This is a genomic window from Staphylococcus sp. 17KM0847, from assembly GCF_013463155.1.
Classification (GTDB): Bacteria; Bacillota; Bacilli; order Staphylococcales; family Staphylococcaceae; genus Staphylococcus.
Genome location: NZ_CP040781.1, coordinates 352,434 through 364,213, shown reverse-complemented (window position 1 = coordinate 364,213; position 11,780 = coordinate 352,434). Strand labels below are relative to the sequence as shown.

The window sequence follows — 11,780 nt, the reverse complement described above, 5'->3', positions numbered from 1 at the left end:
TACTAAACTATGATGTAAAGGATGACTTCTATGACACGCTCTGTCATTACAATTAAAGGTGAGCATATTATTGAAAATGTAATTAATAAATCTCGATTTATCGCACACATTCAACCTGTTCAAACGGAAGAAGAAGCCAGAACCTTTATTGAACAAAAAAAGAAAGAACATCGAGAAGCAACGCATAATTGTTCTGCATATACAGTTGGTGATACGATGCATATTCAAAAGGCAAACGATGATGGTGAACCGAGTGGGACAGCTGGTGTACCTATGCTGGAGATGTTGAAAAAGCATGACATTCATAATGCAGCAGTCGTTGTTACGCGCTATTTTGGTGGTATTAAACTTGGTACAGGAGGACTTATTCGTGCATATGGCGGTGCAGTTAGAGACGTCATACAAGATATTGGACGCATTGAATTACGTCCTGCGATTCCGACACGTGTGACCATCGATTATGACTTAACAGGTAAGTTTGAATACGAATTACAATCATCTCCATTCTTTTTAAGAGATACTGTTTATACAGATAAAGTGACATATCATATCGACGTTATTGAAGAGGAGAGAGCATCCTTTATTTCCTTTTTGAATGCACATACTCAAGCAAAGTTTTCTTTAATAGAAGATCCCGTTAAACGTCTTCCTTTTGATATTGATTAACCGTTGTTACAAACAGCTACGATAGTTAATGGCTTTATTAAGATGAGGAGGGGACTATGAAAGCACTTTGTAAAAACAAACTTTCTGTCCCCTCACACCTCATACTTATGAGTCATTCAAAAGCCTCTCACCAATTCGATAGACTTAACACGTCGCTTAACCATTATCAATATTTTAAAATTAACGCTCGTTACTACGTGTAATAAGATTAAGCAACGGACGATAATCATCATCCACAAGCCCCGTAAACTCTACAATCAGCTCAATTGTAATAACAATCAAAATAACCATCAAAAATACACCCCACGGCTGCGACAAATACAAGATAATACTTACCACGCTAAACATAATAGCAATCGCATAGATAAGCACTACTGTCTGGCGGTGCGTATAGCCGAGTGCAAGTAGCTTATGATGTAGATGTGATTTATCCGCTTGCATAATATGTTGACCTTTTTTAAAACGGCGTATCATCGCAAACAATGTATCAATAAATGGTACTGCTAAGATTACGACAGGGAAAAACAGTGAGATGAGTGTAATATTTTTAAAACCGAGTAACGAAACAAAGCCGATAATAAACCCCAGTAATAAAGCACCATTATCTCCTAGAAAGATTTTTGCAGGATGAAAGTTAAACACTAAAAATCCTAATAGTGCCCCAATTAGCACACTACAAATCATAATAATAAAAATATTCCCTTGCAAAATAGCAATGAACGCGACAGTAATGAGTGCAATGGTTGATACACCTGCCGCTAAACCATCTAAACCGTCTATTAAATTAATCGCATTAATAATTGCAACAAACCAAAGAATCGTAATTGGAATACTTAACCACCCAAAATGAATGGTTAACCCCATTGGTAATGAAATAAAATCAATAGTCACACCATACATCACCACAATTGAAGCAGCAACAATCTGACCTAGTAGTTTTAAAGTAGGTTTCAGATCATATAAGTCATCTATCAGCCCTACTAAATAGATAACGATAGCACCTAATAACAGTGGCTTAATCTCACGTTCAATTGGATTTCCTAACCATACACCAATAAAAAATGAAATTAAAACGACAGCCCCTCCCATCATTGAAATGGGTTTCGTATGTACTTTACGAATGTTGGGTTTATCCACAATATCTAGTTTTTTTGATATAGCAATCGCAATCGGTGTTACTATTAAACTGATTATCATGGAAACGACAATAAGTGTTAATGTGTACATCAGTTCACCTTCACAACTAAAATAAAATCTTTTACTTTTATGATTTATACTTAAAATACTATGCTTCGTCGTATTCTAGCATACGAAACATATGGATACCTCTAATTATGTTCTATACTCTAATTTCATTATTTTACCACATCTCACTATACAAAGCCTCTTAAAATACTATAATGCTTCTATTATGTTTTACTATCTTAGTTGATGACAAACAGATGCTTTTCCAATACAATAGAAGTTAGTGTAAAGGAGACGTAGCTTATGATCGAAGCAATTATTTATAATATTTCAGTCACAATCGCAGGTATTTATGTATTTCATCGCCTTCAATATGCTGAGTCGCATGATTTTCGATTCTCCAAGAGTTACATCACTGTGTTAATGACTATTGTGGGGCTTCTGCTTGCGTTGTACCCTGTTACTATCGGAGAGTACGCACTTCAACTCTCATTTGTACCGCTTTTATTCTTAGGTCGATATACTAATACATTTTACACTTTCACCTCTGCAGTCATCATTGCATTGGTCGGCTATTTTGCATTAAGTATGTCGCTTGTCTTTGCACTTGCACTTATCATTATCGCAAGTGTTACAAGTACAATTGGACCATTCATAAAATATAACCATATCATCGCTATACAAATTCTAAATATCATCAGTATTGTCATTTTATTGATAATCGCACTACTATTCTCTAATTATGATGTCATGGCTGTTATTTATTTAATCCCTCTCTCCATCGTTGCAACATTGGTAACTACACTATTTTTTGTTGATCTTCATCATTTTTTCAACTTGATTGAACGCTATGAAAATGAAGAAACATTAGACTACTTGACCGGTCTTGGTAATGTAAAAGAATTTGATCGCCATCTCAACATGATGACTCAAGCTGCACATAAGCATTCTGAAAGCTTAAGTTTATTGTTGATTGATATTGATGGCTTTAAAGATGTCAACGATGCGCATACACACAGTGCTGGAGATGCTGTTTTGAAACAAATGGCACACTTACTTGAAAATTATGTTCCTAAAAAAACAAGAATTTTTCGTAATGGGGGCGAAGAGTTTTCGATTGTTTTACGCAATTATTCATTAGATGAGTGTGTAAAATTAGCAGAAAGCATTCGTACAGCGGTCGAAAAGTCGAGCTTTCATTTGCCAGACAAAACGATCATTAAACTCTCCGTCTCTATCGGGGTGGGTTATTTAACAGATGAAGATTATAAATCACAGCGCAAAGTATTTAAAGATGCGGATGATATGTTACATGTTGCTAAGAACGAAGGGCGCAACAAAGTGATGTTCAATCCAATTATTAAACTTCAATAACCTACTAAGGACTAGAAACATTCCCCTCATAATGTTTCCAGTCCTTTTTCATTGGGAATGACATATAAAGTTGCACACGCTATAAATAGACAATTGTGAAATATCATGACGATACATAAAATTTCATCTCACAATTAGACTATTTTATCTTTATGTATTGCAACTCCTTGTATTCCCATGTAGACTGACAATTGATTTGAGCTATAAAAACAAAAGGAGGCCCTCTCATGGCTGAATCATTGACGATTATAGATGAAAACAAAGTCATCGATGTCGTATTACTGGCAGGTAAAGTTCTATTAGAAAGTGGTGCCGAAACATACCGTGTAGAAGATACAATGGGACGCATTGCCGCAAGTTTTGGACTTGAAGACACTTATGCGTTTGTAACGTCGACAGCTATTATATTCTCCCTGAATGACCGCACAAATACGCGACTCGTTCGCGTACGTGAGCGAACAACAGACTTAGAGAAAATAGCTATCGCCAATAATGTTTCACGTAAAATTTCGCGAGATGAATTAACTTTAGATGAAGCGAAATCAGAACTCATCCACTTAGAACAAGCCTCTTTACAATATTCTTTTATTATAAAATTTCTATCTGCAGCGATTGCATCGGGCTTCTTCTTATTTATGTTTGGCGGTGTTCGTCACGACTTTTTATATGCCGTTCTCGCTGGAGCCGGAGCATTTTTAACATTTGACATTGTACAGCGCTTTATTCAAATAAAATTTTTCTCTGAGTTTATCAGCTCGATGGTCGTTATTGTGATTGCTGCTTTTTTCACCAAGATTGGATGGGCAATAAACCAAGATATTATTACAATTGCTGGTGTTATGCCTCTTGTACCCGGTATTTTAATTACAAATGCAATTCGAGATCTTATGGCTGGCGAATTACTTGCAGGTATGTCAAGAGGTGTTGAAGCAGCATTAACAGCATTTGCGATTGGTGCAGGTGTTGCTATCGTCTTATTAATCTTTTAGAAAGGAGATTACACAATGACGTTCATTTTTTATTACGTCGCACAATTTATCATTAGCTTTATTTCAACAATGCTTTTTTCAATTCTGTTCAATGCGCCTAAACGCCTCTTACTGGCATCAGGATTTGTTGGTGCCATGGGATGGATTATTTATAAATTTACCATTGATTTAAACTACGGTACTGTAATGGCTGCTTTTTTAGGAAGTTTTATTTTAGGTATGATGAGTCACACAATGAGTCGGCATTATAAACGTCCGGTTATTATTTTTATCGTCCCGGGTATTATCCCACTCGTTCCCGGAGGGGCGGCATACGAAGCCACTCGTTTATTAGTAACCAATGCTTATACACCTGCAGTCAATCAATTTTTAGAAGTAACACTCACATCAGGTGCCATTGCATTCGGTATTTTATGTGCTGAAATCTTTTACTATATTTATACACGCATCAAGCATGGGTATGGTAAACTAAAAGGCAAAACATATCGTAAAGGTTATCATATGAACAACCGAATTTAAGGAAGTGTACAAATGATGAAAGATGCAATTATAGAAAGGCTCACACGCTACGTTACAATTAACACACAATCAGATCCTAATAGTGACACGACACCTTCAACATCTCAACAATGGGATTTGTTACGACTACTGGAAGAAGAGTTAAAAGATTTAGGTTTAGAAACGGATATAGATTCACACGGCTACTTATTTGCAACTTTACCCGCTAATGTTGATACAAAGATTCCTACAATTGGGTTTTTAGCACATGTCGACACCTCTCCAGACTTCAATGCCGACAATGTACGACCACAGATCATTGATTATTATGATGGTGGTGTCATTCAACTGGGGACTTCTGAGCGCTATATCGACCCTGAGGTTTTCCCTGACATGCAAAAAGTTAAGGGACATACGCTTATGACAACAGACGGGACTTCTTTACTTGGGGCGGATGATAAAGCAGGTGTTGTAGAAATTATGGAAGCACTTCATTATCTCGTTAAACATCCTGATGTGCCACACGGTCGCATTCGGGTTGCCTTTACACCAGATGAAGAAATTGGTCGCGGACCACATCGTTTTGACGTTCAACGTTTTGATGCAGACTTTGCTTACACAATGGATGGAAGTCAACTTGGCGAATTACAATTTGAAAGTTTTAATGCGGCAGAAGCAGTAGTTACTTTCGAAGGTGTAAATGTACACCCTGGTTCTGCTAAAAACAAAATGGTGAACGCACTGAACTTAGCGACTATGTTTAACCAGCGCTTACCTGAATCAGAAGTACCTGAACATACAGAGGGCTACGAAGGTTTCTTCCACTTAATGCAACTGGAGGGTAACGTTGAGAAAGCGACATCGCAATATATTATCCGTGATCACGACCGCACAAAATTTGAAGGACGTAAACAACAGTTAATCAATATACAACGCGATCTTAATGCACGCTATTCATATCAACCTGTCAATATTGTAATTAATGATCAATACCATAATATGGCAGAACAAATTAAACCTTATCCACATATCATTGATTTACCCAAAGCAGTATTTGCCGATCTTGGTATCACACCAAATACTGCGCCAATTCGTGGTGGTACAGATGGTTCACAACTTTCCTTCATGGGATTACCTACCCCTAATATTTTTACAGGTTGTGATAACTTCCACGGTCCTTATGAGTATGCCTCTATTGACGTTATGGTTCAAGCCGTACAAGTTATTATTGGTATTGTACGTAAAGCAACGGAATATTAGAAAAATTAAAGGTGTGGCACAGCTAAAATCGCTTTAAATGCCACACCTTTTAAATTACATTTTAATTTGCGCTTGTAATAATTTGAGTGCTTGTGTTGTATATTGACGTAACTGTATGCCCATCTTAAAATCTGGATAAGCTTTTGGCATCTCGGTAAATGTGTTAAACATTCCTGTCACTTGCATATTTTCAAAGTAATTAAATTTATCAGATGTCCCACAAATGGCTATTGAGACTTTATGATATTGATTCGCAAGTTCTGCAATGCGTAAAGATGATGTCTCTATTTGTTGGTCTTTTTCATTAATTCCTTCACCAAAAATAATTAAATCTGCTTGTTGTATTAATGTATCCAGTCCCATAATTTGGTCTACTAACGCATGGCTCGTTATAATTTCTGCATTCATCAATGCTTGAGCTACTGCCGCAATACCCCCACCTGCACCACCTCTCTCGACAGGTCCTAGTGCAATATGTAAGTTATTTTTGAATAGTTCACTGAAATACCAAAGTAAATTATCAATTTCAACAGCTGTGTCACGCGAAATGCCCATTTCTTCATATCGCTGCATAATCTCACTATTTTTACCATATACATTACAGTCAAAGTCACTCAAAATTTGTAGCTGACATGTTTGCAAGTCATCTCGCATCTGAGAAACATCTATGCGACGAATATACTTAATCTTTTCTGCACCTTCACGCATATCAACACTGCGTCCTTCATCATCATAAAAACGGACACCTAAAGCTTGTAACATTCCTGCACCGCCATCAAATACACTTGTACCTCCCACAGAAATTGCAAGATGTCTCACACCTTTATCTAATGCATGACCGATTACTTCCCCTAATCCATAGCTTGTCTGTGTTGGAATAGGTTCATCACTTACTAAAAATTGTTCAGCTTCTATAACGCCTAATCCTTTATCTGTTCGCCCATATACTGCTTCGATTGGCTCCATATTAGGATTATGTATATTCATACGATACTGTGTCCCAGAGTGCCATAAGAAGACGGCGTTTAACAATTCATGACGACCATTAAAAAGGGGAACTTGTACAATATCTGCATCTTTAACTTGACTCGCCACTGCTTCCTCGATAAAGCGGTTAGCATCATAACTTGAAATAATACCACTAAATTCATCCATCGCTACGAGTACTTTCATTTTGTCACCTCATTCTTTCAATTGCTTACTCATTTTAACATATGGACAGCATACGAAACAGAAAGTCGAATATAAACATTCAAAATACTCAATATAAAGCGAACACCATTATAACCATTCCAACTGCTATTAGTCATTTTATATTAATCCACACAAAAGAGGACATCACTCTACTTTTTAAAACCTTGTGATGTCCTCTTATTTTTTCATTATCCTTCTGCTTTAGCTAATGAGGATACATTAATATTTTTGTGACTGTCATGCCATTTCACTTCACCGTCCACAAAATAAAATGCTTGTGGAGACTCATGTTTAATGCCTGTTTTTTCTTCAATATAATTAGAAAGTTCACGTTCTTGTTGAACGACAATATAATAACCGTCCATATCACGTTCGTATAAAAATTTATTGAACTGATCTAATGCATTTTCTGAAATTGGGCATGTGTTGCTATGTTTTAAAATAAAAATATCATGATTTTGTGTAATCACTTGTTCGAATTGGTCTATTGACGTTAGCTTAATAGCCATTACGTACTTCACCTCTAAGTAAAATTTCAATTCGTTTCTCTTACAATTAATGCCACGCACTTTTCTTAATGTTTACCATTATACACACTAAACATACCTTTGTTAACCTTAAATTTTAGATTGACTCGTACGCTACATCGAATTACAAGTTTTAATTCGCTTCATCAATATTTTCGTACTTCTCTTGGAATGCTTCATCATAATGTTTCAAATCCTTAGATGATTGAATTAATGTATGAACATCTATTTCTGACAATGCCTTACTATACTCAATCGTTTTAATGCGTGATTGATAATAATGTGCCAAATCATAGTACATTTCAATTGCACTTTGCCGTGCAAGACTGACATCATGAACACTCAATTGTTTTTGATTCAATGTTTTAATTTGTTGTTGAATCAATGGGATTGTTGTATTTTTGAATACTTTTGCTTGGTCTTCATCACTATCATGCGTCATAGCGTCTTCTACACTTTTTTGAATTTCATTATTATTTGACTCTAGTATTTCTTCTAAAGCACGACTTTCATCAACACCTTCTTGAGTGGATTGTGCTTTTTTCATATACTTTTCAACATTAGACCGATGTTTTTCAAATTGCTGTGTGTTCTCCAGAATATGTTCATTCGTATCTATGGATGAAATACATAATGTAACAAAGCGTTCTAATTGTTCCACTTCTTGTTCTTTACCCTTAATCCCCATCAAATATGCTTGTTTTACTGAATTTAAATCTTCATTGGTATCCGGAAGCGCCTCTGCTTCCTTTTTATAATCATCAAACTGCGGTTTTAATGTTCTGTTTATTTTCTTTTTTATATTTTTAAAAGTTTCTTTATTCTTATCTGTTATCTCTTCTCGACTCAAATGGGACAACTGATCCAATGACATCTCATCTAAAGTTTTATTAAACACTTGTTCTTTATGTATGACTTTTGTCATCTGTTGATCAAAATCCTTTTTATCCTGTTTAGCCTGATTCCCACATGCAACAAGTCCCACCATACAGCAAACAACAACAATAATTTTAAATATTTTCATCACAGCACCCCTTAACATCCCGTATTATACCGAAACATATTTATCTTGAAAATAATATGTGTTATAGTTATGCAGAATTATGTACATATTACGTTATAACTATGAGGAGGTTGCCACGTGTACCCGCATGTTCAATCTTTCATCACAGAAGATTCTACACAGCATTATACCCAACAGTATGAATACTATCATGCGTTGCTTTTTCAGTTGCTTGATTCACCTGTTAAATCTACACAACATATCGGTGGGACAAAACATTTCAATTATCCGACAGAACCGATTCTTGATATTCTCGTCGGCGTAAATAATCTACATGATATTACCGCTCTTGACGAAAAACGTTTAAACTATGCAGGTTTTTATCGCTTACATCACGCTTATCATAAAAAAGTTGTAATGGCTCAATTCAATAACCTTGTTGATTTAAAACAGCATGTTCGGTTACATATCATTCAACATCATACGCCAACATTCGAACAATACATTGCGGTAGATACATTGCTGCACAACGATAAAGCTGCTATTGCTTTTTTCAATCAACAAAAACAAGCATTAGCCCAACCCCCTACCACTATTCGGGCATATGAAACATACAAACAACAACTGTTTTCTCAGCTTTATACAATGTTGTAATGATGACATCTCATACATGACTTTCAACTGCTAGAACGGTTACAATAGATATAATGATAAAAAGAAAGGATGTTAACAAGAATGAGTACTAACATCTTGCAAGATCTTGAACAATTAATCCCAAAAGACATCATTAAAGTAGATGAACCTTTAAAACGCTATACTTATACAAAAACTGGAGGAAACGCTGACTTTTATATTTCTCCAAAACACTATGAAGACGTTCAACGTGTTGTGAAATATGCTTATCACCATAATATTCCACTGACATACTTAGGCAATGGCTCAAATATTATTATCCGTGACGGAGGTATTCGTGGCATTGTATTAAGTTTACTTGAACTTAATCATATTGATGCTTCGGATGCGACAATTGTCGCAGGAAGCGGTGCAGCGATTATTGATGTTTCACGTAAAGCGCGTGACTTATCCTTGACAGGTCTAGAGTTTGCTTGTGGTATTCCAGGTTCTGTTGGAGGAGCTGTTTATATGAACGCAGGTGCCTATGGTGGAGAAATGAAAGATATTATCGACTATGCTCGTGTCATCAATGAAAAAGGAGAAATGTTACAACTTACACACAATGAACTTGAACTGGATTATCGTAATAGTGTTATTCAAAGCGAACATTATGTCGTACTTGAAGCTGCTTTCACACTTACACCGGGAGAACAGCAAGCCATTCAAAGTGTTATGGATGATTTAACAGAACGTCGTGAATCCAAACAACCTCTTGAATATCCTTCTTGTGGCAGTGTTTTTCGCCGCCCACCCGGTTACTTTGCTGGTAAACTTATTCAAGATGCCGAACTTCAAGGGCATCGTATCGGGGGCGTCGAAGTCTCTAAAAAACATGCTGGCTTTATGGTTAACGTCGCAAATGGTACAGCAACAGATTATGAAAAACTTATTCAATATGTACAACAAGTCGTCAAAGATAAATTTCATATCACATTAGAGCGAGAAGTTCGAATTATTGGTGAGCCCGTACAATCTGAGGAGTGATAAAGCATGGTCACTGTGCACGGTGCTATTGTCGACAAAGAAACACGTTGTATACACTATCATTCACCATTAGATGTTATCGCAATTAAGTTCAAATGTTGTAACAAGTACTATCCTTGCTTTAAATGCCATAATGAAGCAGAAAAACATGCGATTAAACGATGGAAGACTCATGAATTTGACATACATGCCATTCTTTGTGGCATATGCCAATATGAAATGTCGATTGATACATACATGATGACAGAAGTATGTCCACAATGTAAGGCTCATTTCAATCATCGTTGCAAATTTCATTATCATCACTATTTTGAAATATAACCTTAATAAAAAAGCGATGACGATCTGTAATAGTAGTCACCGCTTTTTTTGATATTTAAAATATGAAGTCTTCGTCACGTAATGCTTCTACATTTAGTGCTAATGTGTAACCGTCACCTTTTACGGAGAAGAAATCGTGATTTTTTGTTGTTGTATCTAACGCATTTTCAATAATTGGATTGAACTCACGCTCTTCAAAATAAGGTTCAAACCCTAAATTGGCTAATGCTTTATTACCATTGTAACGTACATAGTTAAGCACATCTTCAGCCAGACCAATAGGCTCATATAAACTACGTGTATAGGATTCTTCATTGGCATAAAGCGCTTCTAATAATTTGTACATTTCTCGATCTGCATGTTGCTTTTCACTTTCAGATAGCTCATTACGCAAGCTTTGCGCATCCAATCCTGTAAAAACACCGTGAATTGATTCATCCAGCAAAATTTTTCGAATGATTTCGCCAGATGTTGTCATACGCCCTTGACCTGCCAAATACAACGGATAATAAAACCCCGAATAGAATAAAAATGTTTCTAAGAACACACTTGAAACACGTGCCATATACTGATCATAAATAGATGCTTCTTTTTTCCACAATTTATGATAGTTGCCCACAATTTTTTCAGATTTAAACTTTAAATGTGGTTCTTCTAGCACCCATTGATCTAAAAGTTCATTGGTTTCTTTAGAAGGTAACAACGTTGTAAAAATATGAGAATAACTCTTGGCATGAATTTGTTCCATCATTCCCATAAAAGAGTATACCGCTTTCTTCCGTAAATCTTTTGTATGCATCATAATCAATGGCATGCCGTCATCTGCTTGATGTGTATCTAAACCTGTTAAACCTGCTAATGCCTTTTTAAATGCTTCTTGTTCTGCTTCGGTTAATGTCTTCCAACTCGCAATATCTTTAGAAACTTTAAACTCTGTCTCTACCCACATCTGTGCGATATTTTGTCGCCAAAACATATTCGTCATGTCTTCTTGAGTATTCCAATTCACAGCAATCATTGACATAAAAATCTCCTATCTATAATTTATCAAAATGTCTTTGGATATGATGCACAAGATGATTTTAAGTTTATTTTGTCAGTATT

At 35.9% G+C, this 11,780-nt stretch carries 13 protein-coding genes; 8 read left to right on the top strand and 5 right to left on the bottom strand.

The genetic code is table 11. The features are described 5' to 3' along the window. Nucleotides 1-30: 30 nt before the first annotated feature. The gene (locus FGL66_RS01785; protein ID WP_180809913.1) at nucleotides 31-666 is read left to right on the top strand and encodes a YigZ family protein; all 636 of its coding nucleotides are present in this window, start codon (nucleotides 31-33) and stop codon (nucleotides 664-666) included. A gap of 180 nt (nucleotides 667-846) precedes the next feature. Here FGL66_RS01785 and FGL66_RS01780 read toward each other — a convergent pair whose 3' ends face one another. Further along, nucleotides 847-1,893, bottom strand: a complete 1,047-nt coding sequence (locus tag FGL66_RS01780) for a glycosyltransferase family 4 protein (RefSeq protein WP_180809912.1) — start codon at nucleotides 1,891-1,893, stop codon at nucleotides 847-849. Between the two features lie 261 nt (nucleotides 1,894-2,154). Here FGL66_RS01780 and gdpS point away from each other — a divergent pair, with 261 nt between their 5' ends. The 4 genes from gdpS to pepT all read left to right on the top strand — a co-directional run bounded on the left by gdpS (nucleotide 2,155) and on the right by pepT (nucleotide 5,972). Further along, a complete protein-coding gene (gene gdpS / locus FGL66_RS01775; protein ID WP_180809911.1) occupies nucleotides 2,155-3,225 on the top strand; it encodes a GGDEF domain-containing protein GdpS in 1,071 nt (356 codons plus the stop codon). Between the two features lie 227 nt (nucleotides 3,226-3,452). Then, nucleotides 3,453-4,214, top strand: coding sequence for a threonine/serine exporter family protein (locus FGL66_RS01770; protein ID WP_180809910.1), 762 nt, complete (start codon nucleotides 3,453-3,455; stop codon nucleotides 4,212-4,214). A 15-nt stretch (nucleotides 4,215-4,229) separates the two neighbouring features. Then, nucleotides 4,230-4,733 (top strand): threonine/serine exporter family protein, encoded by a 504-nt coding sequence (locus FGL66_RS01765; protein ID WP_180809909.1) that lies wholly within the window; start codon nucleotides 4,230-4,232, stop codon nucleotides 4,731-4,733. 15 nt (nucleotides 4,734-4,748) lie between these two features. Beyond that, complete coding sequence (gene pepT / locus FGL66_RS01760; RefSeq protein WP_180810448.1) at nucleotides 4,749-5,972, top strand: peptidase T; 1,224 nt, start codon at nucleotides 4,749-4,751, stop codon at nucleotides 5,970-5,972. A gap of 54 nt (nucleotides 5,973-6,026) precedes the next feature. Here the strand turns inward: pepT and FGL66_RS01755 are convergent, their stop codons facing one another. The 3 genes from FGL66_RS01755 to FGL66_RS01745 form a co-directional block, all read right to left on the bottom strand. Next, nucleotides 6,027-7,145, bottom strand: coding sequence for a glycerate kinase (locus FGL66_RS01755; RefSeq protein WP_180809908.1), 1,119 nt, complete (start codon nucleotides 7,143-7,145; stop codon nucleotides 6,027-6,029). A gap of 209 nt (nucleotides 7,146-7,354) precedes the next feature. After that, nucleotides 7,355-7,675 (bottom strand): bacillithiol system redox-active protein YtxJ, encoded by a 321-nt coding sequence (gene ytxJ, locus FGL66_RS01750; RefSeq protein ID WP_180809907.1) that lies wholly within the window; start codon nucleotides 7,673-7,675, stop codon nucleotides 7,355-7,357. Between the two features lie 151 nt (nucleotides 7,676-7,826). Next, on the bottom strand, nucleotides 7,827-8,717 hold the full coding sequence (locus FGL66_RS01745; protein WP_180809906.1) for an EMYY motif lipoprotein: 891 nt from the start codon (nucleotides 8,715-8,717) through the stop codon (nucleotides 7,827-7,829). Between the two features lie 117 nt (nucleotides 8,718-8,834). Between FGL66_RS01745 and FGL66_RS01740 the strand changes: the two genes are divergently transcribed. The 3 genes from FGL66_RS01740 (at nucleotide 8,835) to FGL66_RS01730 (ending at nucleotide 10,676) form a co-directional block, all read left to right on the top strand. Beyond that, on the top strand, nucleotides 8,835-9,350 hold the full coding sequence (locus FGL66_RS01740) for a GrpB family protein (RefSeq protein ID WP_180809905.1): 516 nt from the start codon (nucleotides 8,835-8,837) through the stop codon (nucleotides 9,348-9,350). Between the two features lie 81 nt (nucleotides 9,351-9,431). Continuing rightward, nucleotides 9,432-10,355: a UDP-N-acetylmuramate dehydrogenase gene (murB, locus tag FGL66_RS01735; protein WP_180809904.1), complete on the top strand. Its 924-nt coding sequence runs from the start codon at nucleotides 9,432-9,434 to the stop codon at nucleotides 10,353-10,355. 6 nt (nucleotides 10,356-10,361) lie between these two features. Further along, nucleotides 10,362-10,676 (top strand): CHY zinc finger protein, encoded by a 315-nt coding sequence (locus FGL66_RS01730; RefSeq protein ID WP_180809903.1) that lies wholly within the window; start codon nucleotides 10,362-10,364, stop codon nucleotides 10,674-10,676. Between the two features lie 55 nt (nucleotides 10,677-10,731). Here FGL66_RS01730 and nrdF read toward each other — a convergent pair whose 3' ends face one another. Beyond that, nucleotides 10,732-11,694: a class 1b ribonucleoside-diphosphate reductase subunit beta gene (gene nrdF / locus FGL66_RS01725; protein ID WP_180810447.1), complete on the bottom strand. Its 963-nt coding sequence runs from the start codon at nucleotides 11,692-11,694 to the stop codon at nucleotides 10,732-10,734. Nucleotides 11,695-11,780 lie beyond the last annotated feature (86 nt).

What these genes read in the sequence shown, in the direction of transcription:
- FGL66_RS01785 (WP_180809913.1), top strand. Translation starts at nt 31, where the DNA reads ATGACACGCTCTGTCATTACAATTAAAGGTGAGCATATTATTGAAAAT.
- FGL66_RS01780 (WP_180809912.1), bottom strand. Translation starts at nt 1,893, where the DNA reads ATGTACACATTAACACTTATTGTCGTTTCCATGATAATCAGTTTAATA.
- gdpS (WP_180809911.1), top strand. Translation starts at nt 2,155, where the DNA reads ATGATCGAAGCAATTATTTATAATATTTCAGTCACAATCGCAGGTATT.
- FGL66_RS01770 (WP_180809910.1), top strand. Translation starts at nt 3,453, where the DNA reads ATGGCTGAATCATTGACGATTATAGATGAAAACAAAGTCATCGATGTC.
- FGL66_RS01765 (WP_180809909.1), top strand. Translation starts at nt 4,230, where the DNA reads ATGACGTTCATTTTTTATTACGTCGCACAATTTATCATTAGCTTTATT.
- pepT (WP_180810448.1), top strand. Translation starts at nt 4,749, where the DNA reads ATGAAAGATGCAATTATAGAAAGGCTCACACGCTACGTTACAATTAAC.
- FGL66_RS01755 (WP_180809908.1), bottom strand. Translation starts at nt 7,145, where the DNA reads ATGAAAGTACTCGTAGCGATGGATGAATTTAGTGGTATTATTTCAAGT.
- ytxJ (WP_180809907.1), bottom strand. Translation starts at nt 7,675, where the DNA reads ATGGCTATTAAGCTAACGTCAATAGACCAATTCGAACAAGTGATTACA.
- FGL66_RS01745 (WP_180809906.1), bottom strand. Translation starts at nt 8,717, where the DNA reads ATGAAAATATTTAAAATTATTGTTGTTGTTTGCTGTATGGTGGGACTT.
- murB (WP_180809904.1), top strand. Translation starts at nt 9,432, where the DNA reads ATGAGTACTAACATCTTGCAAGATCTTGAACAATTAATCCCAAAAGAC.
- FGL66_RS01730 (WP_180809903.1), top strand. Translation starts at nt 10,362, where the DNA reads ATGGTCACTGTGCACGGTGCTATTGTCGACAAAGAAACACGTTGTATA.
- nrdF (WP_180810447.1), bottom strand. Translation starts at nt 11,694, where the DNA reads ATGATTGCTGTGAATTGGAATACTCAAGAAGACATGACGAATATGTTT.